Annotated in this window: 24 protein-coding genes; 14 read left to right on the top strand and 10 right to left on the bottom strand. The window is 68.2% G+C overall.

Annotated features, from left to right (window positions below):
- The first annotated feature begins 111 nt into the window (after nucleotides 1-111).
- Nucleotides 112-2811, top strand: coding sequence for a TIGR02302 family protein (locus V5F77_RS02240; RefSeq protein WP_429003666.1), 2700 nt, complete (start codon nucleotides 112-114; stop codon nucleotides 2809-2811).
- Between the two features lie 52 nt (nucleotides 2812-2863).
- Here V5F77_RS02240 and hpt read toward each other — a convergent pair whose 3' ends face one another.
- Complete coding sequence (gene hpt / locus V5F77_RS02235) at nucleotides 2864-3400, bottom strand: hypoxanthine phosphoribosyltransferase (RefSeq protein ID WP_429003665.1); 537 nt, start codon at nucleotides 3398-3400, stop codon at nucleotides 2864-2866.
- 152 nt (nucleotides 3401-3552) lie between these two features.
- Here hpt and ftsE point away from each other — a divergent pair, with 152 nt between their 5' ends.
- Genes ftsE through V5F77_RS02210 form a run of 5 tightly spaced genes read left to right on the top strand, consistent with a single transcriptional unit; the run spans nucleotide 3553 to nucleotide 7275 of the window.
- Nucleotides 3553-4212 carry a cell division ATP-binding protein FtsE gene (ftsE, locus tag V5F77_RS02230; RefSeq protein WP_429003664.1) on the top strand — a complete coding sequence of 220 codons (660 nt, stop codon included), beginning with the start codon at nucleotides 3553-3555 and terminating at the stop codon, nucleotides 4210-4212.
- Nucleotides 4199-5194 (top strand): cell division protein FtsX, encoded by a 996-nt coding sequence (locus V5F77_RS02225; RefSeq protein WP_429003663.1) that lies wholly within the window; start codon nucleotides 4199-4201, stop codon nucleotides 5192-5194. The genes ftsE and V5F77_RS02225 overlap by 14 nt, the downstream gene beginning before the upstream one ends.
- A 54-nt stretch (nucleotides 5195-5248) precedes the next feature.
- Nucleotides 5249-5968, top strand: coding sequence for a YdcF family protein (locus tag V5F77_RS02220; RefSeq protein WP_429003662.1), 720 nt, complete (start codon nucleotides 5249-5251; stop codon nucleotides 5966-5968).
- A 42-nt stretch (nucleotides 5969-6010) separates the two neighbouring features.
- Nucleotides 6011-6799 (top strand): lysophospholipid acyltransferase family protein, encoded by a 789-nt coding sequence (locus V5F77_RS02215; protein WP_429003661.1) that lies wholly within the window; start codon nucleotides 6011-6013, stop codon nucleotides 6797-6799.
- Nucleotides 6800-6855: 56 nt separating this feature from the next.
- Nucleotides 6856-7275 carry a hypothetical protein gene (locus V5F77_RS02210; RefSeq protein ID WP_429003660.1) on the top strand — a complete coding sequence of 140 codons (420 nt, stop codon included), beginning with the start codon at nucleotides 6856-6858 and terminating at the stop codon, nucleotides 7273-7275.
- Nucleotides 7276-7320: 45 nt separating this feature from the next.
- Here the strand turns inward: V5F77_RS02210 and V5F77_RS02205 are convergent, their stop codons facing one another.
- Entirely contained in the window at nucleotides 7321-7893 is a 573-nt protein-coding gene (locus V5F77_RS02205; RefSeq protein WP_429003694.1) for a gamma-glutamylcyclotransferase, read from the bottom strand.
- 146 nt (nucleotides 7894-8039) lie between these two features.
- Between V5F77_RS02205 and V5F77_RS02200 the strand changes: the two genes are divergently transcribed.
- Nucleotides 8040-9104 carry a DUF2125 domain-containing protein gene (locus tag V5F77_RS02200; RefSeq protein ID WP_429003659.1) on the top strand — a complete coding sequence of 355 codons (1065 nt, stop codon included), beginning with the start codon at nucleotides 8040-8042 and terminating at the stop codon, nucleotides 9102-9104.
- 10 nt (nucleotides 9105-9114) lie between these two features.
- Here V5F77_RS02200 and V5F77_RS02195 read toward each other — a convergent pair whose 3' ends face one another.
- From V5F77_RS02195 to tenA, 6 genes are all read right to left on the bottom strand, one after another.
- The gene (locus tag V5F77_RS02195) at nucleotides 9115-10032 is read right to left on the bottom strand and encodes a prephenate/arogenate dehydrogenase family protein (RefSeq protein ID WP_429003658.1); all 918 of its coding nucleotides are present in this window, start codon (nucleotides 10030-10032) and stop codon (nucleotides 9115-9117) included.
- Nucleotides 10029-11159, bottom strand: coding sequence for a histidinol-phosphate transaminase (gene hisC, locus V5F77_RS02190; RefSeq protein ID WP_429003657.1), 1131 nt, complete (start codon nucleotides 11157-11159; stop codon nucleotides 10029-10031). Before hisC ends, V5F77_RS02195 begins: the two co-directional genes overlap by 4 nt.
- A 15-nt stretch (nucleotides 11160-11174) precedes the next feature.
- Nucleotides 11175-12026: a chorismate mutase gene (locus V5F77_RS02185; RefSeq protein WP_429003656.1), complete on the bottom strand. Its 852-nt coding sequence runs from the start codon at nucleotides 12024-12026 to the stop codon at nucleotides 11175-11177.
- Nucleotides 12027-12166: 140 nt separating this feature from the next.
- Nucleotides 12167-12859, bottom strand: a complete 693-nt coding sequence (locus tag V5F77_RS02180) for an alpha/beta hydrolase (RefSeq protein WP_429003655.1) — start codon at nucleotides 12857-12859, stop codon at nucleotides 12167-12169.
- A gap of 87 nt (nucleotides 12860-12946) precedes the next feature.
- Nucleotides 12947-13318, bottom strand: coding sequence for a hypothetical protein (locus tag V5F77_RS02175; RefSeq protein ID WP_429003654.1), 372 nt, complete (start codon nucleotides 13316-13318; stop codon nucleotides 12947-12949).
- A 216-nt stretch (nucleotides 13319-13534) separates the two neighbouring features.
- The gene (gene tenA / locus V5F77_RS02170; RefSeq protein ID WP_429003653.1) at nucleotides 13535-14221 is read right to left on the bottom strand and encodes a thiaminase II; all 687 of its coding nucleotides are present in this window, start codon (nucleotides 14219-14221) and stop codon (nucleotides 13535-13537) included.
- 186 nt (nucleotides 14222-14407) lie between these two features.
- Here tenA and V5F77_RS02165 point away from each other — a divergent pair, with 186 nt between their 5' ends.
- Both V5F77_RS02165 and V5F77_RS02160 read left to right on the top strand, forming a co-directional pair.
- The gene (locus V5F77_RS02165) at nucleotides 14408-15610 is read left to right on the top strand and encodes a GGDEF domain-containing protein (protein WP_429003652.1); all 1203 of its coding nucleotides are present in this window, start codon (nucleotides 14408-14410) and stop codon (nucleotides 15608-15610) included.
- 286 nt (nucleotides 15611-15896) lie between these two features.
- Entirely contained in the window at nucleotides 15897-16523 is a 627-nt protein-coding gene (locus tag V5F77_RS02160) for a TetR/AcrR family transcriptional regulator (RefSeq protein WP_429003693.1), read from the top strand.
- A gap of 9 nt (nucleotides 16524-16532) precedes the next feature.
- On the opposite strand, the gene V5F77_RS02155 is transcribed toward V5F77_RS02160, so the two are convergent.
- On the bottom strand, nucleotides 16533-16856 hold the full coding sequence (locus tag V5F77_RS02155) for a hypothetical protein (RefSeq protein WP_429003651.1): 324 nt from the start codon (nucleotides 16854-16856) through the stop codon (nucleotides 16533-16535).
- A gap of 82 nt (nucleotides 16857-16938) precedes the next feature.
- Here V5F77_RS02155 and V5F77_RS02150 point away from each other — a divergent pair, with 82 nt between their 5' ends.
- Nucleotides 16939-18279, top strand: coding sequence for an aminotransferase-like domain-containing protein (locus V5F77_RS02150; RefSeq protein ID WP_429003650.1), 1341 nt, complete (start codon nucleotides 16939-16941; stop codon nucleotides 18277-18279).
- 6 nt (nucleotides 18280-18285) lie between these two features.
- On the opposite strand, the gene V5F77_RS02145 is transcribed toward V5F77_RS02150, so the two are convergent.
- Entirely contained in the window at nucleotides 18286-19269 is a 984-nt protein-coding gene (locus V5F77_RS02145) for an NAD(P)-dependent oxidoreductase (protein ID WP_429003649.1), read from the bottom strand.
- A gap of 50 nt (nucleotides 19270-19319) precedes the next feature.
- Between V5F77_RS02145 and V5F77_RS02140 the strand changes: the two genes are divergently transcribed.
- The 4 genes from V5F77_RS02140 to V5F77_RS02125 all read left to right on the top strand — a co-directional run bounded on the left by V5F77_RS02140 (nucleotide 19320) and on the right by V5F77_RS02125 (nucleotide 23291).
- Nucleotides 19320-20366, top strand: a complete 1047-nt coding sequence (locus tag V5F77_RS02140; protein ID WP_429003648.1) for a LacI family DNA-binding transcriptional regulator — start codon at nucleotides 19320-19322, stop codon at nucleotides 20364-20366.
- Nucleotide 20367: 1 nt separating this feature from the next.
- Nucleotides 20368-21180, top strand: coding sequence for a TrmH family RNA methyltransferase (locus V5F77_RS02135; protein WP_429003692.1), 813 nt, complete (start codon nucleotides 20368-20370; stop codon nucleotides 21178-21180).
- Nucleotides 21181-21338: 158 nt separating this feature from the next.
- The gene (mnmA, locus tag V5F77_RS02130) at nucleotides 21339-22529 is read left to right on the top strand and encodes a tRNA 2-thiouridine(34) synthase MnmA (protein ID WP_429003647.1); all 1191 of its coding nucleotides are present in this window, start codon (nucleotides 21339-21341) and stop codon (nucleotides 22527-22529) included.
- Between the two features lie 117 nt (nucleotides 22530-22646).
- Nucleotides 22647-23291 carry a class I SAM-dependent methyltransferase gene (locus tag V5F77_RS02125; RefSeq protein ID WP_429003646.1) on the top strand — a complete coding sequence of 215 codons (645 nt, stop codon included), beginning with the start codon at nucleotides 22647-22649 and terminating at the stop codon, nucleotides 23289-23291.
- The last annotated feature ends 27 nt before the right edge of the window (nucleotides 23292-23318 follow it).

Genomic DNA, 23318 nt, shown 5'->3' with positions numbered 1-23318 from the left:
GCTAGCCCTGTCGATCTGAACGAGACGTGAGGGCATGCGGCGGCGCTCGCGCTGGCCTGCGGCGACAACCATGCTAAGCTTCGATCTTTGGGGCTGGTGTTCGGAGGTCGCGTGAGCGGGACACCGGAAGTGAAGACGCCGCGCGGTGTCGCGCGATCCGAGGCGGACGGGGACGCGACGGCGTTTCTTGACCGCGCGGTGAGCCGTGCCCGCTGGGTGCTGGCATGGGAGCAGGCTTGGCCCGTTCTCGCGACCGCCTTGGTGGTTCTTGCCGCGTTTCTGGCCGTCTCCTGGGCCGGCCTTTGGCTCGTCCTGCCGCCGCTCGCGCGCATGGCGGGCTTCGGCCTGTTCGCCCTCGTCTTTCTCGCCAGCCTGTTTCCCCTGGTCCGTGGCCGCGTGCCCGGCCGTGCCGAGGCGCTCGCGCGCCTCGATCGGGAGAGCCGGCTCTCCCATCGCCCCGCCACAGCCATCTCCGATGCCCTCGCGACCCGCGCGGACGATCCCGTCAGCGCCGCTTTGTGGCGCGCCCATGTGGCGCGCACATTGGCGGCCGCGCGCAGCCTGAAGGCCGGCCTGCCGGCCCCGGGTCTTGCCGCGCGTGATCCCCGCGCGATCCGCGCACTCGCCGTTCTGGCGCTTTTCGCCACCTTCTTCCTCGCCGCCGGCGACCGCTGGATGCGCATCCAAAGCGCGTTCGACTGGTCGGGTGCCGTGGTGCGCACCCCCTATCGCCTGGATGCCTGGGTCGATCCGCCGGCCTATACCGGTCGCCCGCCGGTGGTGCTGCCCGGCCTGCGCTCGGACGATCCCACCACCTTGCAGGCGACCGCTCTTTCCGTGCCCGCCGGCAGCGTGCTGGTGGTGCGCGCCGTGGGCCTGGATGGTTCCGCGCTCAAGACCGAAGGCGGCATTGCGGAACTGAAGCCGCAGGATGAGGCGGCGCAACCCGCTTCCGAGGGCCCGCAAAGCGTGGGGCCAGCCCCGGCGCCGTCCGCGTCCACCGCGCCGGAGCGCCGGTTCGAGATCACTGAGGCCGGGAAGGTCTCGTTCGCCGGTCCCGACCGTCGCAGCGTGACCTGGATGTTTACCGCAATACCCGATGCCAAGCCGGTTATCGCCTTCGCGAAGGAGCCGCAGGCGGGCCAGCGCAACCAGCTCGCGCTCGCCTATCGCATCGAGGATGATTACGGCGCCAAGGGCGCCCGCGCGGTGTTCACCGCCGCGCCGCCCGCGCCCTCGTTCTTCCCGCGTCCCGGTGCTCCGGCGCCGGTGGCGGCCAAGCCGCTGGTCGAGGCGCCCGACTTCGACCTCGCCTTGCCTGGCGCCGGCTCCAAGACCGGCGCCGCGCAGACCCTCAAGGATCTGGTCGCCCATCCCTGGGCGGGTGCGCTGGTGCGGCTGAAGCTGACCGTGACCGACGCCGCCGGCAACACCGGCGAGAGCGAGACCAAGACCTTCCGCCTGCCGGCGCGCACCTTCAGCAAGCCTTTGGCGCGCGCCTTGATCGAGCAGCGCCAGCATCTCGCGCTCGATGCCGGCGCGAACCGGCAGGTGCAGGACATCCTCGCGGCGCTGGCGCTCGCGCCGGACCAGTTCGCCATCCCACCGGGCCAGTATCTCGGCCTGCGCAGCGCCTATTGGCAGTTGCACAATGCCCGCACCGACGACGATCTGCGGGGCGTGGTGGATTATCTCTGGGACATGGCACTCGCCATCGAGGATGGCGATCTGAGCACCGCGCAGAAGGAATTGCGCGATGCCCAGCAGGCGCTGCGCGACGCCTTGGAGCGCGGCGCCAGCGACGAGGAGATCAAGCGCCTCACGCAGGACCTGCGCGCCGCCATGGAAAAGATGATGCGCCAACTGGCCGAGGAGGCGCGGCGCAACGGCAATGCCGATGCCCGCCCGCTCGACCAGAACAGCCGCGTCATCCGCCCGCAGGATCTCCAGCGCATGCTGGACCGCATCGAAAATCTCGCCCGCAGCGGCGCCAAGGATGCCGCCAAGCAATTGCTCGACGAACTCCAGGCCATGATGGAGAATCTCAAGCCGGGCAATCGCCAGGCCGGCCAGCAGGGCCAGCAGGGGCAGAGCGAGCTCGGCAACATGATCCAGGAGCAGCAGCGCCTGCGCGACCGCACCTATCGCCAGCGCCAGCAGGGTCAGCAGGGCGAACAGGGCCAGCAGGGGCAAGGCGAACCGGGGCAGCAGGGCGAGAACGGCTTCAGCCCGCTCCAGGAAGGCCAGCAGGACCTGCGCCGCCGCCTCGGACAAATGCTGGACGAGTTGCGCCGCATGGAGCAGGGCCAAGGTCAGCAAGGGCAAGGTGAACAGGGCCAGGGCGAAGGTCAGGGTCAAGGCCAAGGTCAGGGTCAAGGCCAGGCCGGCGAAGGCGAGGGCGGCGAGGGACCGGCGGGCCGCGCCGGCCGCGCCTTCGGCCGGGCCGAACAGGCGATGCGCGATGCCGAGCGCGCGCTGGGCGAAGGCAATGCCCAAGGGGCGCTGGATTCCCAGGGCCGCGCGCTCCAGGCCCTGCGCCAGGGTGCCCAGTCCTTGGCGGAAGGCCAGCAGCCCAACCCCAACGGCCAGGGGCCCGGCGGCCTTCCCGGCGAGGGTGCCCAGCGCACAGACCCGCTGGGCCGGCCGCTGCGCAGCCAGGATTATGGCGACGATTATTCCGTGAAGGTGCCGGAGGAGGTGGACGTCCAGCGCGCCCGCCAGGTGCTGGAGGAATTGCGCCGCCGCCTGGAGCAGACCAACCGTCCGCAGCTCGAACTCGATTATATCGAGCGGCTGCTGCAAAATTTCTGAACGCTCGGGACGAGCGGATCAGCGGACGGGAGCGATCCTCCCGCCGCTGCGATCAGTCCAGCCCTTCGATATGGCCGATGAAGGGCAATTGCCGGAACGCGTGGGCGACGTCCATGCCGTAGCCCACGACGAACAGGTCGGGGCTTTCGAAGCCCACCAGGTCGGCCTCGATCTGTACCGCCCTCTTGCCGGGCTTCTCCAGCAGCACGCACACCAGCACCCGGCGGGCGCCGCGCGCCACCAGGAGATCCTTGGCGAAAGCGAGCGTGCGTCCGGATTCCAGGATGTCGTCCACCAGCAGCACGTCGCGGTCGCGCACGTCGCTCTCCACGTCGCGCAGGATCTGCACCTGGCCTGACGAAACCGTCGCCTCGCGATAGGAGGAGAGGTGGACGAATTCCATTTCCGGCGTGAGGCCGGAGCCGTGCAGCGCCCGCAGCAGGTCGGCCGCGAACATGAAGGAGCCCTTCAGCACGGCCACCACGAGCAGGTTTTCCGGCTGCAGGGCGGCGATTTCCGCCGCCAACTCGCGATTGCGGGTGGCGATGCGGTTCTCGTCGAACAGAACTTTAACCGTAGGGAGCGACATGGTTCCTCTCATTTCGTGCGAGCATGGACCGGGCGCGGGCGAGCGTCCAGACTCCTGCCGCATGCGCCGGACGGGCGGGCCTTTCGCCACGCCCCCCGGCAAGGTCTATGGTTGGCGGGCGCAAACCGTCCGATTCGCTTAAGGTGGGGGCTTTGGTCCGCTTCGAGAATGTCGGCCTGAGATACGGCATGGGCCCGGAAGTGTTGAAGGACGTGACCTTCAGCATCGAGCCCAATTCGTTCCAGTTCCTCACCGGGCCCTCGGGCGCCGGCAAGACCACTTTGATGCGCCTGCTGTTCCTCTCGCTCAAGCCGACGCGCGGGCTGATCACCCTGTTCGGCCGCGACGTGTCCTCGCTCGATCCCGACGAAGTGGCGGTGCTGCGCCGGCGCATCGGCGTCGTGTTCCAGGATTTCCGCCTGCTGGACCATCTCACCACCTATGAGAACGTGGCCTTGCCCCTGCGCGTGCTGGGCAAGGAAGAGACCAGCTACCGCGCCGAAGTGACGGAATTGATGCATTGGGTCGGCCTCGGCGACCGCATGAACGTGCTGCCCCCGGTGCTCTCCGGCGGCGAGAAGCAGCGCGCCGCCATCGCCCGCGCCCTGATCGGCCGGCCGGAATTCCTGCTCGCCGACGAACCCACCGGCAATGTGGACCCCACCCTGGCGCGCCGCCTGCTGCGCCTGTTCGTGGAACTGAACAAATCCGGCACCTCGGTGCTTCTGGCCACCCACGACATCGCGCTCATGGACCAGTTCGACGCGCGGCGCCTCGTGATCGCGGACGGGCGGCTCTATGTCTATGAATAGCCGCGAGCCCGCTCCCGCCGACTCCAAGACTGTCGCGTCCAAGGCTGCCGCGCCCCAGCCCGCCGCGCCGGCCCGCAAGAAGGCCAGCCGCAAGACTCAGGGCTCCATCGTGCCGCGCGCCACCGTGGCCGGGCGGGCGCTGGTGGCGGTGGTGGCCATCATGACCTTCCTGGCCAGCCTCACCCTCGGCACGGTGCTCGCGGTGCGCACCACGGCGGCCATCTGGCGCAGCGATGTGTCGCGCGAGGTGACGATCCAGATCCGCGCCGGCGACCCCGCAGCCGTGGATGCCCAGGTGAAGGCGGCCGCCGACATCGCCCAGCAGACCCCCGGCATTACCGAGGTCCACGTGCTCACCAAGGATGAGACCGGGCGCCTGCTGGAGCCCTGGCTCGGCACCGGGCTCGACTATTCCGACCTGCCGGTGCCGCGCATCATCGTGCTGCGGCTCGATCCCGGCCAAAGCCCGGACCTGCCGCGCCTGCGCCGCACGCTCACCGACAAGATCCCCACCGCCACCCTCGACGACCATCGCTCCTGGTCGCGTCGGCTCGGCTCCATGGCCGAGGGCGTGATGGCGACCGGCATCGGCGTGCTGGTGCTGGTGGCCGTGGCCACCGTGCTCTCGGTGGTGTTCGCCACCCGCGCGGCGGTGGCGACCAACCGGACCATCGTCGAGGTGCTGCATTTCGTCGGCGCCCGCGACGGTTTCATCGCCGCCCAGTTCCAGCGCCATTTTCTTAAGATCGGCGCGCAGGGCGGCCTGCTCGGCGGGCTCGGCGCGGCGGCGGTGTTCCTCGCCATCGCCAGCCTGCCGCGCCTCGGCTTCGGTGGCGATCCGGAAGACCCCTCCGTCCTCACCTGGTTGTATCCCGGCCTGTACGGCTTCCTCGGCATCGCCGGGCTGGTGGTGCTGGTGGCGGGTGTCACCGCACTCACCTCGCGCGTGACCGTCTACCGGACGTTGAGGACGATCCAATGAGGCGGCTCAGATTTTCTCCTCGCCGCCGCCTCATTCCACAGTCATGCTGCCCCTATGACCGGCTTTAACGCAGCAACGGGATCTGATCCGGGCGCAGCCGCGGTCCGGCCCACCAGATGGCGCCGGTCGCGCCGCCGCATCCTGGCACTCACGGTCGGCCTCGTGATCGGCAGCGCCACCCTGGCGCTGGTAGGCGGCTTCCTCATGTTCACGGCCCGCATCGCCAGCCGGGAGCCGGTGGCCCTCAAGCCGGTGGACGCCATCGTGGTGCTCACGGGCGGCCAGTCGCGGGTGTCCGACGGGGTGCAACTCCTCGCCGAAGGGCATGGCAAGCGCCTGCTGATCACCGGCGTCAACCGCAGCACCTCTCCGGGCGAACTGCGTCGCGCCCTGCCGGTGAGCGAGGCGCTGCTCGACTGTTGCGTCGATCTCGGCCACAAGGCGCTGAACACCTGGGGCAATGCCATTGAGGCGGCGGAATGGGCGCGGGCGAAGCGGTTCCGCTCGCTGATGGTGGTGACCTCCACCTGGCACATGCCCCGCGCCATGTTCGAACTCGGCCGCGCGCTGCCCGACGTGGAGCTGGTGGCGTATCCCGTGGTCAGTGACCGCGTGAGCGAACGGGGATGGTGGAGCGATCCGCAGATGGTGAAGCTCCTCGTGAAGGAATATTTGAAGTACATGATGGCCCAGGCCAAAATCCGCCCCGCCCAGGCGGTAGCGCCGCTCGATTCGCCGCCGCCCGCGCCCGCGCAGGTCTCGGCCAATCGCTGATCCGCCGATAAGGCATGCCACGACGGGGCCAGGGGACGAAGCGTGATTTTTCTGCGGTCGATCCTGTTTCAGGTGCTGTTCTACGCCAGCACGATCCTTGTGATGTTCGTCCTGCTGCTGATGATGCCCTTCGTTGCCCGGCGGGTGCTGTGGGACCGGTTCATCATGCTGTGGGTCCGCCTCGTCCTGCTGCTGCTGCGCTTCGTCGTCGGCATGAAGGTGGAGATCACCGGGCGGGAGAACATCCCCGAGGGGCCGTTGCTCGTGGTGTCCAAGCATCAGTCGGCTTGGGAAACCATCGCGCTGCTGCCGCTGTTCTCCGATCCGGTCTTCATCCTGAAGCGCGAACTGATGTCCATGCCCATGTTCGGCAGGTTCCTCGCCAAGGCGGAGATGATTCCCATCGACCGCGGTGCCAAATCCACGGCGCTGCGGGGCATGACGGACGCCGCGTTGGAGAAGATCGCCCAAGGCCGCCAGATCCTGATTTTTCCCGAAGGCACCCGCCGTCCCCCCGGCGCGCCGCCGGCCTACAAATTCGGTGTGGCGCACCTTTACACCACGCTGAAGGTGCCCTGCGTGCCCATCGCGCTCAACTCGGGGCTGTTCTGGCCGCGCGGCCAATTGATCCGCCGCCCCGGCACGGTGCGGGTGGAAATTTTGCCGGTTATCCCCGTCGGATTGCCGCGCGGTGCGTTCCTGCGCCGGATGCAGAACGACATCGAAACCGCCTCTGAGCGGCTGCTTCAGGAAGGATTGCAGGAGCTTGGCCCGAACGCGCCGAAAATCGACCGGGGCGAGCCTGCGGCGGAGGACGGCTTATCCCCGTAATTCGCCCCTGTGGAAAACTCTTGATCACCGATTCGGGCTGTTCTAGTTTCGTTCTCATGAACGCGACTGATTCGCTCCTCATTCCCCTTTTTGATGCCGGCCGGCTTTCCGGGCTGACGGGTGGTCCTTTGGGTCCGCGCTTTCGTTTCTGGCGCGATGAAAACGGGCAACGCCACATCTTCTCCATCTATGATGCGGACGCCGCGCCGGACTATCCGGACGCGCTCGCCATCGTCGCGCGGCGCACGCCGGCGGGGCCGATCGCCATGTGGGCGGGTCCTGCGGGCGAGCCGGCGCGGCGGGCGGCCCGGCGCATGAAGGCGGAGGAAGTGCATGTCCACGTCTTCGGCGAAGACGTGCCCGAGAGCCTCGCGCGCTTCCTGGAGCCCCATGAGCCGCCGCCCGAGCGTCTCGCGTTGCCGGCCCCGACCCACATGATGCACACGCACGCGGCCGCCAGCCGCCGCGCGGCCTGACCTCCTTCCGGGCGGGCAGGTTCCTGCCCGGAGTCCAGCGGAGGCCTATCCACCTCCCGATTTGAGTTCGTGCGCGATCCAGCTCAGGCCCGAATCGGCGATGCCGAGCGCCTCCAGCGCGTGCACGGTGGAAACCACGTAATCCCGGTTCGGTCCCGATTTTCCATGGGCCCGCCGCACCAGGCGCAGCTGATCCTCAAGGCCGAGCCCCTTGGCATATTGGGCATGGCCGCGGTCGACGAGATAGGCCACGGCCGGGGCGTCGCGCCGCGCGCCCTCCAGCACCTGCACCCGCCGCACCCGCTCCCGATAGACCCCGGAAATCTGTTCCCGCGCGGTGAGATAGGCGTGGGTCTGCGCCCAGTCCTGCGGGGCGATGCGATAGGCGATGCCACGGCACGAGCCGCCCACGTCGAGCCCCAGCACCAGCCCCGGTTGTTCGGCCGTGCCACGGTGGTGGTAGGAATAGACGCACAAGGACCGATGCGCCCCGAGCAGGCGCGCCTGCGCCTTCTCCGCGAAGGCGAAGCCGGGATTCCACATCAGCGAGCCATAGGCGAACACCCAATGCTCGTGTGGTGGTTCTGCAGTGGAGATCATTGCGGTGCCGGCCGGCATTGACACGGAACGTTCATCGTCGCCTAACAGCGTCTTCCGCGCTCTGCAAGGGCAGGCATTTCAGACCGGCGCCCCGGCGTGCCCGAACGGCCGCATTTCCGGCGCGTGGGACAGGCATTTTCGGTACCGGACTTACAGGAACGCACATGACAGATACGCCCACCGCGCCGCGTCGCCGCAAGAGCTGGATCATTGCTGTCCCGTTCAGCCTGCTGGTGGTGCTCGCCATCGGTTGGTGCGGCCTCTGGTTCTATGCCTCCGATCGCGCGCAGCGTGAGATCGACGCCTGGATCGTACGGGAGAAGACGCTGGGGCGGATCTGGAATTGCGGTGAGCGCACCTTCGGCGGCTTTCCGTTCCGGTTCGAGCTGCTTTGCAAGGCGCCGACCCTTGACACCCAGGGCGGCGATCCGCTTCGCATTTCCGCCGCCAATGCCCATGTGGTCGCGCAGATCTGGGCGCCGAACCATATCGTCGCAGAGTTCGCCGCACCGGCGAAGGTGGAGGACCCGAGGAGCGGGCGCATCTATGAGGCCAACTGGTCGCTGCTGCAGATGAGCGGCATCGGCGACACCAGCGGCCGGCCGCAGCGCTTCGCCCTGGTGGTGGATCAGCCGGACGTGAAATGGATACCCGCGCCGGGCACCGATCCGTTGCCCGTGCTCTCGGCGAAGCATGTGGAGATCCACGCCCGCCGCAATCCCGCGACCACCGCCGTGCCCGACGGGGTGGATTATGCCGCTTCCATCGAGGGTGGCGAGAGTGCGGCCTTGGCTGCCGCCGGCGCCACCGGGCCGCTGAACCTGAACCTGCAGGGCACGGTGACGGCGGCCGAGGACTTCCGCCCCATGGCGGTGGCCGACCGGCTTCGCGCCTGGGCCGCCGCAGGCGGCATCTTCAAGCTCGATACGTTGACCGTAACCACCCCGAAGGCCGCGATCAGCGCCTCCGGCGCGCTGGCGCTCGACCCCGCGGGCCGGCTCAATGGCGCAGTGAACGTGGGCTTTGCCGGGATCGAGGAGGTGACGAAGAACCTCGCCCGCACCGGCCTCATCCCGCCGAACCTTGCCCCCATCGTCGGCGCCCTGGCGCTGGCGGGAAAGCCCGGCGACGTCGCCGGGCGCCGGGGCGCCACCTTCTCCCTATTGCTGAAGGAAGGCGTGCTCCAGCTCGGCAAGTTCCCGGTGGGCATCATTCCGCCGCTCTATTGAGCGGCGCCCCTCAGCCGCCGCGACGGCCGAAGTCGGGGGCGGCGGTTTCCTGCCCCTGGTCGATGATCGACTTGCGGATCGCTCGGGTGCGGGTGAAATGCTGGAACAGGGCCTCGCCGTCGCCATAGCGGATGGCGCGTTGCAGCGACATGAGGTCCTCGTTGAAGCGCGCCAGCATCTCCAGCACCGCCTCGCGATTGTAGAGGAATACATCGCGCCACATGGTGGGATCGGAGGCGGCGATGCGGGTGAAGTCGCGGAAGCCGCCGGCGGAAAACTTGATCACCTCGGAGGTGAGGGTTTTCTCCAGGTGTTCGGCCGTGCCGACGATGTTGTAGGCGATCAGGTGCGGCACATGGCTGGTGATGGCCAGCACCAGGTCGTGATGCTGCGCCGACATCTGCTCCACATTGGAGCCGAAGCCGCGCCAGAGCGCCGAAAGCTTCTCCACCGCCGCCGGGTCCGCGCCGTCCGGGGGGGTGACGATGCACCAGCGATTTTCGAACAGGCTCGCGAAACCCGCTTCTGGACCTGAGAATTCGGTGCCGGCCACGGGATGGGCCGGGACCAGATGGGCATAGGCCGGAACGAACGGCGCCATGGCCTCGATCACAGCGCCTTTCACCGAGCCGACGTCCGAAAGGATCGCGCCCGCCTTCAGCCGTGGGCCGACCTGCGCCGCCACCGCGCCCGAGGCGCCCACCGGCACCGCGGCGATGACGATGTCGGCGCCCGCCGCCGCATCCTCGGCCTGCTCGGCGACCGTGTCGGCGAAGCCGAGTGCGCGCACGCGGGCGCGCACGTCGGGGTCGATGTCATACACCACGACCTCGCCCGCCAGACCCTTCTCCCGCGCGGCCCGGGCCACCGAGGAGCCGATCAGGCCGGCGCCGATGACCGCGAGACGGCCGATGAGCGGCGTGTTCAATGCTCCGCTCCCGCGACGAAGGCGGCAAGCGCCTCCACGGCGTGCCGGTTCGCCTCTTCCGTGCCCACCGTCATGCGCAAGGCGTTCGGCAGGCCGTAGGACGCGACCGCCCGCAGAATCAGGCCGCGCGCCGAGAGGAACGCGTCGGCATCGCGCGCCGTGCGCCCCGGCTTGTCCTCGAAGTGGATCAGCAGGAAATTGGCCACCGAGGGCGTGACCTTGAGGCCCAGCTTCTCGATCTCGGCGGTGAGCCAGGGCAGCCAGTGCTCATTGTGCGCTACCGCGAGGTCCACATGCGCGGTATCGGCGATGGCGGCGGCGCCCGCCAGCAGAGCCGGAGTATTCATGTTGAACGGGCCGCGGATGCGGTTCATCGCGTCGAGAATCGCCGCGGGCCCCACCGCCCAGCCGACCCGCAGCGCCGCCAGCCCGTGGATCTTGGAGAAGGTGCGGGTCATGATGACGTTCTCGGCTGTCAGCGCCAGTTCGAGCCCGGTCTCGTAATCGTTGCGGCGGACATATTCCGCATAGGCCGCGTCCAACACCAGCAGCACGTTGCCCGGCAGGCCGGCATGCAGGCGGCGCACCTCTTCGAACGGTAGATAGGTGCCGGTGGGATTGTTCGGATTGGCGAGGAACACCACCCGCGTGCGCGGCGTCACGGCTGCCAGCATGGCGTCCACGTTCGCTGTGTGGTTGGTTTCCGGGACCACCACGGGGGTGCCCCCTGCCGCCAGCGTGGCGATGGGATAGACCAGGAAACCGAACTGGCTGTAGATCGCCTCGTCACCCGGCCCGATAAAGGCATTGGCGATCATCGAAAGGATCTCGTCGGAGCCGGCCCCGCAGATGATGCGGTCGGGGTCGATGCCGAAGGTCCGGCCGATGGCCTGCCGCAGCACGCCGGCGGTGCCGTCGGGATAGGCCTGCAGATGCGCGCCGGCCTCCGCGAACGCCTTCAGCGCTTGCGGGCTCGGCCCGATCGGCGTCTCGTTGGACGAGAGCTTGAACACCTTCTCGACGCCATGCGCATGGCTCTTCCCTGGGACATAGGCACGGATGTCCAAGACGCCGGGGCGCGGCGCGGGACGGGCGGGAAGATCGGGGCTTTGCGCGGGGGCGGACATACTCAACTCCACAGGTCACGAACGGCGAATGCCATCCGCGCCGAGACGATAGGGGGCAGCATGGCTGCCCACGGGAAGAACGGTGTTCACGACAACGCCGGCCTGGCGCACGCTTTCCAGGGCCGTGTCGCGCGTGCCGGCGGGAACGCTCAGCAGCACGGCCGCCTGGCCCGGTGCGCGTTCGGCAGCCACCAGGATATCACCGTGTGCGGCAAGGGCACCGGAGGCCTTGGCGCTCCAGCCGGACAGATGCAGGCTCCAGGTCTCCACCTCGGTCACGGCGGCATCGTTGATCGGGTGGGAAACCACGAATACCGGCAGACCGGCGGGATGGTCGGCGCGCTCCACGAACGGCAGGCGGGCGATGATCTTCGGGGCATCCGCGCCTTCCAGCGTGGTCCACCAGGGATCGCCGCCCGACAGGGCGGAGGCCGGCAGAAGGCCGAGGTCGCCCTTGGAGCCGACCACCGCCTCGATCACGCCGCGCGGGCCCATGTGCGAGATGAACGGCGTGGTGAAGCCGAAATGGAAGCGCGCGCTGTCCCGCATCTGCGGCTCGCCGACCGAGAGGTCGGCATGCACCGCATAGGGCGCCTGGACATAGGTGAAAGTGGAAATGATGACGCGCCAGATGCTCTCGACCGTATCGAGCGGCAGCAGGCCGGCATGCCGATCGACGAGGCGGCGCATCATGGCGGCCTCGCGGGCAGGGCGGAATGCCGAGCCCTCGCTCTGGTTGCGCTTCACGGCAACCAGGCGGTCGATGATCTGGCCGCGCTCCATCAGGAGACGGTGCATGGCTTCGTCGATGCGGTCGATCTCGGCACGCAGATCGGCGAGAACGGGAGGAGGAGCTGATGACGTCATGGGGCTCACGATCGGGCTGATCCTCTACCCCCAGAACGCCCCAAGATCAAAAGCTATGTTTCAGCCTTGCCCAGGGCCACCCCGGGGCGATCGTGTTTTCAGGCGCTGGGGATGGTCGGAAAACGGGGCGGGCAGAGGCCTCAGGCCTTAGCGTGGGCACCGAGGAAGAAAGTCATGGCAAGGGACACGATCGGCGGCTGCACCGCATGGGTGCCGTTGAACTCGACATATTGCACGTCATAGCCCGCCGCCTGGAGCTTGGCGGCGTTGGAGCGGCCGCTTGTGGCGATGGGCAATTGCTCGTCCTGAAGACCGTGGGCGATGAACACGCGCGGGGCGCCTTCCTGCGCATGCACCGACATGAAGCCGGCGGAAAACGCGATGATGTGGCTGACGATGTTGCCATTTGTCAGGCCGAGCGAGAGGGCGTAGCTGCCGCCGTCGGAGAAGCCGGCGAACGCCAGATGGCGCCGGTCCACGAGGAAATGGGACCCGACCTCCGCGAGCGCCTGGTCGAGCCGCTCCCGGTCCGGACCATTGCCGGCGATCACGATGTCCCAGGTGGGAAACAGCGATTGCGGCGCCAGCAGCAGGAACCCGTGCAGGCCCGCCTGGGCCTCGAGCACCGGCAGGATCTTCTCCGCGCTCCCGCCGCCGCCGTGGAACAGCACCACGAGCGGCGTCGGACGGGAGGGATCGAGCCCCGGCGGCACCACAAGCACAGCGTCCCGCTCCGCGGCAATGCCCAAAAGGTGCCGGCCGGCGGGAAGCGGCGGCTTGCTTGGCGGCGCGGGGGAAAAGGTGAGGCGACCGGCGAGAAAGGGATCGAGCATCACGTCACCTTAGCCAAGGGATCGGGCGAGACGGGCCGCGTGCGTGACCCGCACGCGGGAGCGAAGCCGCGGCAGAGGGGCTTGACCTCAACGGCCTTCCAGCATGTCGCGGGCCTCCTTTACCGCCTTGAGGCACGAGGCCTCATCGCCGGCGGCCTGGAAATTCTGCGCCGCGTTGAGGGCGGCCGCCGGGCCCACCGGCGGGGGCAGGTTGCCGGTTGCGGCTGCGACCGAACCGGGGGTCGGTTCGTGGTTCAATTGGGCGCCGATGCTCTGCGGCTCGGCCGCGGGCGTGGCCGGTTTGCCCTGCACCGCATCGACCCGCTTCTGCAGCACGACGATCTGCTCCAGGCAGGTTTCAGCATGCGCCGGCGCCGGCAGCATCGCCACCATGGCGAGCAGACATCCCGCCGCGAGCGAGGAGAACGGGATGCGGGCGAATGCGGGTGTGGGGGTCATGACGGCTCCATCTGCGCAGCACGTGCCGCCGCTGTTCCGCGGCGCCGGGTTATTTGCGCGGAGTGTGTCCATCTCCGACGACGGCGGCAAGACCATGCTGTGGATGGAGGTGCCGCTCATTTCAAGTCAAGCGCGAAGGACAGGAAAAGTCGCCTGGGGACGCCGGCCAGGTTTCACACCGACCACGTTCACACGGACCAGCTCACACCGGCCAGTTCAAACCGGCCAAGTATCCAGGCGATAGGCGGAATCCCAGAACATCCATTCGAGCTGCGTCGCGCGGGCGAAGGCGGCGGACATGCGGGCGCGAGTTGCAGGCGCGGCTTGCTCCGCCGCCTCGTCGGTGGCGGCGATCACCTCCTGCACCGCGGCGTGGAACTCCTCCCCGGCATAGGTGTCGATCCAGGCCTGATAGGGATTGGCCGGCGCGGCGCGGGCGAGGATGTCGCGCCCGACCTCGGCATAGATCCAAAAGCACGGCAAGAGCGCACCGAGCACCACCTCATAGGGTTCCGCGTAGGCGGTGGCGAGGAGGAACGAAACGTAATGGTGGCACGCCGGCGACAGCGGAATGCGGGCGAACGCCGTGGGCCCGATGCCGAACTGTTGGAAAAAAGAGCCGTGCAATTCCCGTTCGACGACGATCGCCACCTCCGCGCCCTTGGCGAACTGTACGATGCGGTCGGGGTCCGGCGCCTTGGCTGCCGCCAGCGCCAGGGCGCGGCCGAAACCGATGAGGTAATGGGCATCCTGGACGATGTAATGCTTGAAACGATCTTCCCGCAGCGTGCCGGCGGCCAGCTCCGCATTGAACGGCATGGCGCGGATGGCATCGTAGAGCGGGATATTGGCTGCCCAGGCTTGGCGGGAGAAACGTACGTCGGTGCGGGCCGGAGGGGTCATTGGGGCGTCCCGGAAGGGCGCGGCCTGAGACTCGCGCGGGCAGAAGAGAAGGCGAGGCTAGCCGATCCTGCGCCGAGGGCGCCAGCAGCTCGCAATTTAGGCCATGATACACGCTATGCGCGAAAAAAGAGTATTGGCGCGAGGGGGGAGCCGGCGTAGCCTCCCGCCGGAGACAAAAAGGTCAAGATGCCATCCGAACCTCAGACCCTCTTCTTTTTGCTGGTGATTACCGCCGGCATCGGTGCCGTGCTGCAAATCTGGGCGTGGTCGCAGGCCCGTAGCGAACGCCTCCTGCTCTGGGGCGGCGTCGCTTATGCGATCATCGCCTTGGGCATCGCGCTCAACGCCGCGCGCGAGTCCCTGCCGAGCCCGTTTTCGCAGATCCTCGGCACCGCGTTCCTGATCTATTCCGGCGGGCTGATCTATGCGGCCGTGCGCGCCTTTAACGGCCGTCGGATGGAACCTTTGATTGCCGTGGCGGGGTCGATCATCTGGTTGATGGCATGCCAGTTTCCGGATTTTTATACGAATTTCCTGGCGCGCGTCATTCTCTCCTCGACCCTGCTGGCGAGCTATTGCGCGCTTGCGACCATCGAGTTTCTGCAGGTGAAGGGCCTGCCAAGCCGCATTCCGCTGGCCGCCTTGCTGGGGTTTCACTGCGTCACCCTGATGCTGCGCATTCCGATCGCGCTCGAACAGCCGCAGGGGCCGGTGTTCATGTTCGCCAACGTCTGGTTCTCGGCGATCGCGCTCGAGAACGTGGTGATGCTGCAATTGTTCGCCTTCCTGCTGGTCACGCTGACCAAAGAGAAAATCGCGGCACAGCTGCAACTGGCCGCCGACACCGACGGGCTGACCGGCCTGCCGAATCGCAGGGCCCTGTTCGTCCATTCCGTCGCGGCGCTGGCGCGCGATGCCCGGCGGGCTCGGCCGAGCGCGGTCATCGTGTTCGATCTCGATCGGTTCAAGCTGATCAACGACACCTATGGCCATCCGGTCGGCGATGCGGTGCTGCTGGCTTTCGCGACCGCGGCGACGACGCAATTGCGCGCGGGCGACATGGCGGGGCGGATCGGGGGCGAGGAGTTCGCGGTGCTCCTGCCGGAGACGGACGGCCAGCAGGCCGCCATAGCGGCGCGGCGCATCATGGCGACTTTCACCTATCTCTCGGGACTGGTTGAGGGGTGCGAAAGCATGTGCACGGCATCGGCCGGGGCCGCCTCCACGCGCCCTGGGACGGTGGCTGACATGGCGGCGCTGATCCTGGCGGCGGATCGCGCGCTCTACGAGGCGAAGCGCGAGGGCAACAACCATCTCAGCATCGCGCCGACGATCGAGACGCCCGTGTTGGCTGTCATCGAACACGCCGCGGCGGCGGGCCGATCTTGATGCGCAGAAGGAAAATGAAGGAGGAGAGCGGGGGCGGTGCTCTCCTCCCTCAACGCCGATCACACCCGGGTTGCGGCACCTGATGTGACCGAACGGTTCGGTCAAGACACCACCTTTCTATCCCGACAGCTCGGCCGTTGCAAGTGCGACCGAACCGTTCGGTCATTTTTTTTCCTTTCAGGGGCTTCTACGAATTGACGGGGCGGCCCTTTCGGCGAAGGGTAATGTAGCAATGGCCGCGTATTGCTCGCGCAGCCGCTGGCGCAGGGAGTGAATTTTGACGCTTGTGGAAAACAGGGAAACCTTGGCCGGCCAGGACCCGGAGAAGCGCCGGCAGATTCTGGCCGGCGCGCGGGAAGTCTTTCTCGAACAGGGCTTCGATGCCGCCAGCATGGGCGAGATCGCGCGCGCGGCCGGCGTCTCCAAGGGGACGCTCTACGTTTATTTCCACGACAAGGTCGATCTGTTCGCCAGCCTTGTCGGCTCCGAATGCACCGAGACGGCCGAACGCCTGTTCGTCCTCGATGCCGCCGAGCCGGACGTGGAAGCGGCCCTCACCAAGCTCGGCATTTCCTTCATCGAGGCCATGCTGCGGCCGTGCCATGTGGCGACGGTGCGCACCGTGATCGCGATTGCCGAGAAATTTCCCGCCATCGGCCTGCGGTTCCTCGAGGCCGGGCCGAACTCCGGCATTCGGCGATTGTCGGAGTTTCTTCAGGCCAAGGTCGAGCAGGGCGTGTTGAACATCGAGGATACGGACGCGGCGGCCAGCCAGTTTCTCTCGCTCTCGAAGGATACGATCCTGGCCCCCGTGCTGTTCGGCGCCGCCGCCTCGATCCAGAGCAGCCAGATCGAAGCGGTCGTCGAGCGCGCGGTCCGCATGTTCATGAAGGCCTATGGCGTGAAGCGCTGAGGCTTCTCCTCAGGCCCGCCAGAACGGCTTTGCCGCCTCGCGCTTGGCGACCTCGCCACTGATGCCGGCATCGCGCAATTGATCCACATTGAGCCCGCCGAGTTCGCGCCGGCTGCGCGCCCGCCGCCGCCACAGCAGTAGCAGTCCGAGCAAGCCGAGCCGGCCATCCGGCGGCGCGGGCGAGACGCGATCGGGCCGGGCTATCGTGAGGCCGGTCGCGCGGCCACCCGCCTGGGCGCCGGGGCGCCGGGCCATCGCGTCCCGTGGGGTGGGGGCCTGCTGAGTTCCGATCCGGCCTTCACCCGGGGCAATGGACTGATTTAACCGTGTCATGTGAGCAACCTCGATCAATTGCTCGCATTCATTGCCCTGCTATGATATCGGTGCAATCAATATATTGTACTCGGAGCAATAAATGGCCCCGCAGGATTACCGCGCCCTCGCCGATGCCTTGGCCGCCGACATCGCCTCGGGTCGCCTGCCGCCCGGCGGCCGCCTGCCGACCCAGCGCGATTTCGCCTATGCCCATAAGATCGCGCCCTCCACCGCCAGCCGGGTCTATGCCGAACTGGTCCGGCGCGGCCTGATCGCCGGCGAGGTCGGGCGGGGCAGCTATGTGCGCACCATCGGGGCGGCCAGCACGTCGAGCCTCGGCGAGCCGACGCACGCGACGGTGGATCTACAACTCAATTTTCCCATTCTGCCGACCCAGGACGCGGAACTGGAACAGGTGCTCGCGGGGCTGATCCGGCCGGGTGGGCTTGCGCAGGCCTTTCGGCCCGTCGGCGCCGCCGGCACGCGGGCCGCGCGCAGTGCCACCGCCGATTTTCTCGCCGGGCCGAACTGGCGTCCCGATCCGGCGGGCATCGCGTTCACCACCAACGGCCGGCAGGCGATCGCCGCCACCTTCGCGGCACTCGCGCCCCCCGGCGAGCGGATCGGCGTCGAGGCCATGACCTATCCGGCGGTGAAATGGATCGCCGCGCGGCTCGGCATCACCCTGGTGCCGCTGGCCATGGACGATAAGGGGCTGAAGCCCGACGCGGTCCTGCGCGCCCATCGCGCGGCGCCTTTACGTGGCATCTACGTTCAACCCAACCTGCACAATCCGCTCGGCGTCTCCATGGACGCGGCGCGGCGCGACGAGATTGCCGATCTGCTCAAGGCCGAGAGCCTGATGGCGGTGGAGGATGTGATCTACGGCTTCCTGTGCGACGACGAACCGCTCTGCGTGCGCGCGCCCGACCATGTGCTGCTGGTGGACAGCCTCTCCAAGCGGGTCGCGCCGGGGCTTACCCTCGGCTTCATCGCCGGGCCGCCCGCCTGGAGCGAGCGCCTGGTGGCTGCGGTGCGGTCCGGCGCCTGGGCGGTCATGGGCCTCCCGCTGGCCATGGGGCTGCACATCATGGGTGAGGGCATCGTCACGCGGCTGGTGAAGGCCAAGCGCGCCGATGCCCAGGTGCGCCAAGCCATCGCGCGGAGCGTGTTCGACGGGGCGATGCTCAAGGCCGACCCGCGCTCGTACCATGCCTGGCTGGAACTGCCGGAATCCTGGCGCGCGGAGGCGTTCACCGGCGCGGCGGCGCGGCAGGGCATCGCCATCACCCCGTCGAGTGCCTTCGCGGTGACGCCCGGCCATGCCCCCAATGCCGTGCGGCTCGCCCTGTCGCCGCCTTCGCACGCCGCCTTGCGCGAGGCCTTGCTGGTCTTGCGCCGGCTAATTGATGGCGGCCCGGTCGAGAGCGAGGTGGAATAGGCGTCGCTATTCCGCCGCGGCCTTCAATTGCGGGATCTCGCCCAGGGAAACCCCGTTCAGTTCGGCCACCACGTCGGAAATCTGCGGCACGTTCCAATCGCCCCGGCCGAGCCCCTCGGCGGCGGCATAGACATTCTTGATGGTCGCGCCGATGAAATTGGCCGCGCCGGTGGCCGAGGCGAGATTGTTGATATAGCGCATGTCCTTGTGCGCATTGGCCAAGGTGAACTTGTGGGCGTTCTCGTCGCGCTCCAGCACATATTTGAAATAGGTCTGGTAGAAGCCGCAGTCCATGCGCGAGCCGCGCAGCACGCTGTCGAAGGTCGCCGGCGTCACGCCCACCTTGGCCGCCAGCGCCAGCGCCTCGGCATAGAGCGCGCCATAGCCGAGCGACAGGAAATTGTTCAGCAGCTTCATGGTGTGGCCCGCGCCGGGGCCGCCCACATGGTTGATCCGCGCCGAGATCGCCTCAAGCGCCGGTTTGATCACGGCGAAGGCCGCATCCTCGGCCCCGACGATGGCGATCAGCGTGCCGTCCGCCGCATTGGCGGGGGTGCCGCCGAGCGGTGAATCGCACAGCGAAATGCCCTTGTCCTTCAATTCGGCATGCAGGGCGATGGTGAGCGTGGGCTCGGACGTCGAGGTGTCGACGAGATGCAGGCCGGGCCGCGCGCCCTCCAGAATGCCGCCGGGGCCGCGCACCACGGCCTCGACCTGCGGCGCGCCGGTGACGCAGAGGAAAATGATGTCGCACGTTGAGGCAAGCTCGGCCGCGCTTTTCGCCTCGCGCGCGCCGCGTGTCACGAGATCTTCCACGGGCGCGCGGTTGCGATGGGCGAGGACGGTGAGCGGAAAGCCTTTCTCCAGCAGGTTTTTCGCCATGCCGTGGCCCATCAGGCCGACGCCGATGAAGCCGATGCGCGGATTTTCCATTTCCTTCCCTCCGATATGACTTTGTCTTTTGGTCGCGGGGCTTAAATCGTTTAGCATGGATGAAGTGAGCAAGCGAAGCGTCTAAGACTTGGCTGCACGGAGGGATCATGGACGATACGGAAAACGCCGGCCTGGGCAGGGTGACGCTGCAACGCCTCGCTTCGGAGCTTGGGCTTTCCACGGCCACGATCTCGCTTGCCTTGCGTGACAGCCCGGTGGTGGCGCAGGCCACCCGCCAGCGGGTGCAGGACATGGCGCGCGAGCGCGGCTATGTCGCCAATCGCGGCGCCGCCTCCCTGCGGACCGCCCGCACCAACATCATCGGCGTCGGCCTGCACGATATCGTCAATCCCTCCTTCACCGAGCTGCTGGCTGCGCTCGAGGACGCGTTGAGCGCCGCTGGCGAGACCATCCTTTTGGGCGTGAGCCAGGAAGACGTGGTGCGCCAGGCCCGCACGCTCGGCACGCTGGCCGAATACCGGCCCGATGCCTTCATCATCTCGCCCGCCGTGGACACCACGATCGCCGATCTGCGCGCGCTTGCCATCAGCGGCATCGCCGTGGTCCAGGTGACGCGTGAAGTGGAAGGCTCGGGCTTCGATTTCGCCGGCTCCGACGATCAGCTCGGCGTGAGCCTTGCCGTCGCGCATCTGGTCGAACTGGGGCACCGGCGCATCGGCATGATCGGCGGGCTCGAAGGCACGTCCACCGGGCGCAAGCGGCTCGCCGGCTATAAGGCGGGTCTCGCCAAGGCGGGCTTGGCGTTCGAGCCGCACTTGCACAGCGTCGGACCGGGCCTGCGCGAACACGGCCGGGAGGGCGTCGCGCGCCTGCTGGCGCTGGAGAATCCGCCCACCGCCGCGGTCTGCTTCAACGATCTGTGCGCGTTCGGCGCGGTCATGGGCGTGCAGGCGGCCGGGCTCACCGTGGGCGCCGATTTCTCCATTGTCGGTTATGACGATATCGGCGAGGCCGCGCTGTGGCATCCCGCGCTGACCACGGTCTATACCCGCATTCCCGAATATGGCCGGGCGGCCGCCGCCCTCGCCCTGTCGCGCATCGCCAATCCCTCGCGTCCCGCCGAGCGGGTGGTGCTGGAGCCGAGGCTCGTGATACGCGCCTCCGCCGGTCCCGCGCCGTCCCGCTTTGCCTGACGTGCGCGAGATCGTCTCCATTGACGATGCGCGCGATCCGCGCATCGCGGATTTCATTGATGTGCGCGAGCGTGACCTGATCGGCCGCCGCAATCGCTTCATCGCCGAGGGCGAGGTGGTGCTGCGCCTGCTGGCGCCGCGCGCCGACCATCGCATCCGCGCGCTGCTGCTCTCCCCCGCCAGCGCCGCGCGCCTCGCCGATGTGCTCGCCCTTTTGGCTGATGATGTTCAGGTGCATGTGGCGGAGCAGCCGGTGATGGACGCCATCGTCGGCTTCCACATCCATCGCGGCATCCTGGCCCTGGTCGAGCCGCCGCCGCCGCCCGCGCCCGAAGCCCTGCTCGCCGCCCTGCCGGCGCGGGCGCTGGTGGTGGGGCTGGTGGGCATTTCCAACCACGACAACATGGGCGGTATCTTCCGCAATGCCGCCGCCTTCGGCGCCGCCGCGGTGCTGCTGGATCACGAGAGCTGCGATCCGCTGTATCGCAAGGCGATCCGCGTCTCCGTGGGGGCGAGCCTGATCGTGCCCTATGCTCGCGTGGCGGATGGCGGCGCGCTGGTGGAGGCGCTGGAGCACGCGGGCTTCGACATCGTCTCGCTCAGCCCCTCCGGCACCCTTCCTTTGTCGCGCCTGGAGCGTGGGGCGCGGGTCGCGGCCTTGTTCGGCACCGAGGGGCCGGGCCTGCCGGCGCAGCTTCTCGCGCGCACCCGCACCGTCTCGATCCCCATGGCCGCCGGCTTCGACAGCCTGAACGTGGCGACCACCAGCGGCATCGTGCTCCACCATCTGGCGGGCGCGGGACCGGCGGATTGAGTGCGCGGGACGCGGGTTTCGCCATGGGCCCCTGCTTGGCGCACATGGATGGTGTGTTGCGACGCAATTGCACACTGGCGGCGGCAACCTATACTAAAGGGACGTGGCCCAGCAGGTGTCTGCTGTGCGCCCCGTCCCACTGCCGGTAATTCCGCCTTATGAACTTGCCCTCGTCTCTCCTCGACCAGATCGGCGACCTCGGCGCCGACCCCGCCGCCACGCGGGTGGTGGTCGCCATGTCGGGCGGCGTGGATTCCTCCGTCGTCGCCGGGCTGCTCGCACGCGCCGGCTATGACGTGGTGGGCGTGACGCTGCAATTATACGACCAGGGCGCCGCCGCCCTGCGCAAGGGCGCCTGCTGCGCCGGGCAGGACATCTACGACGCGCGCACCGTGGCGGAGAAGCTGGGCATTCCCCATTACGTGCTCGATTACGAAAGCCGCTTCAAGGAAGAGGTGATCGAGCGCTTCGCCGACAGCTATGCCTCGGGCGTCACCCCGATCCCGTGCGTGGATTGCAACCGCACGGTCAAGTTTCGCGATCTGCTGGCCACCGCCGAGGATCTCGGCGCCAGCGTGCTGGCCACCGGCCATTACGTTTCCAGCCGCGCCCTGCCGGACGGGCGCCGCGCGCTCTACCGCGCCGCCGAGGATAATCGCGACCAGAGCTATTTCCTCTACGCGACCACCCAGGCGCAGCTCGCACGGCTGCGCTTTCCGCTCGGCCACCTGAAGAAGAGCGAGGTGCGCGCGCTCGCCGTCGAACTCGGGCTCACCGTGGCGGACAAGCCGGACAGCCAGGACATCTGCTTCGTGCCGGGCGGGGATTATGCTGAAATCGTGCAGCGCCTGCGGCCCGAAGCGGGCGATCCCGGCGACATCGTGCACCTCGACGGGCGGCTGCTCGGCCGCCATCGCGGCGTGATGCATTACACCATCGGCCAGCGCAAGGGTTTGGGCGTTTCCACGCCCGAGCCGCTCTATGTCATCGGCATCGACGCCGCCCGGCGCGAGGTGAGGGTCGGCCCGCGCGAGGCGCTCGCCGTCCATGCGATCCGCATATCGGATGTGAACTGGCTCGGCGACGAGCCGTTCGCGGACGCCTGCGCGGCGGGCCGCGAGGTGTTCGTCAAGGTGCGCTCCACCCGCCCGCCGGCGCCCGGCCGGCTCGGGCTCGATGCGCAGGGGGAGGCACTGGTGCATTTGCACCTGGGCGAAGAAGGCGTTGCGCCGGGACAGGCTTGCGTGCTCTACGATGCTCCGGACGGCGGCGCCCGCCTGCTGGGCGGCGGCACCATTCTGCGCACCCGCTCGGCGGTGCGCGACGCGCTGCAGGCGCAGGTGGCCTGAGCGCAAGAGATGTTCGCGGCGCGTTGCCGCACGACAGGGCGTGCATGACACCACGTGCATGACACGACGTCCCGGCGGGGCGAGAGCCGGGATGCACAGGCTGGGGCAGAGGCAGACATGGCGGTCCAGTACGATCTCGAAGGCCAGAAGCGCGCTTATGCGAAATGGGCGCCCATCTACGACACCGTCTATGAGAAGCTGCTGGCGGATGCCCAGCGCAAGGCCGCGACCGCCGCGGCGAAGTGCGGGCCCGACATCCTCGAAGTCGGCGTCGGCACCGGCCTGACCCTCCCCTATTATCCCCGGACCTGCCGGGTCACCGGCATCGACCTCTCCTCCGACATGCTGCGCAAGGCGGTGCAGAAGACCGTCGCGCGGGGCCTCAAGCAGGTGTCGCTGCTCGCCGCCATGGACGCCTGCGCGCTCGGCTTTCCCGATGCGCGGTTCGATGCGGTGACGGTGCCCTTCGTCATCACCCTGGTGCCCGACCCGGAAGGCGCGCTCGACGAGATGCGCCGGGTGCTCAAGCCGGGCGGCGAGATCATCATCGCCTCCAAGCTCGGCGCCGATGCCGGCCCCGCCATGCATGTGGAAAGCGCGCTCGCCCCGCTGGTGAAGAAGGTGGGCTGGAGCATCGCCTTCAAGGCCAGCCGCCTCGGCGCCTGGGCGGCCCGCCAGGGCGACATGGAAGTGGTGGAAATCTCGCCGGTGTTCCCGGTCGGCTTCTTCAAGCTGGTGCGCATCAAGAAATCGCACGGTTGAGGGGAAAACCGGCGGTTGAAGAACGCA

This window comes from Roseixanthobacter psychrophilus (assembly GCF_043195195.1).
Lineage (GTDB): Bacteria > Pseudomonadota > Alphaproteobacteria > Rhizobiales > Xanthobacteraceae > NCEH01.
The sequence above is the reverse complement of the archived record's forward strand: the minus strand, read 5'-3'. Positions and strand labels throughout refer to the sequence as shown.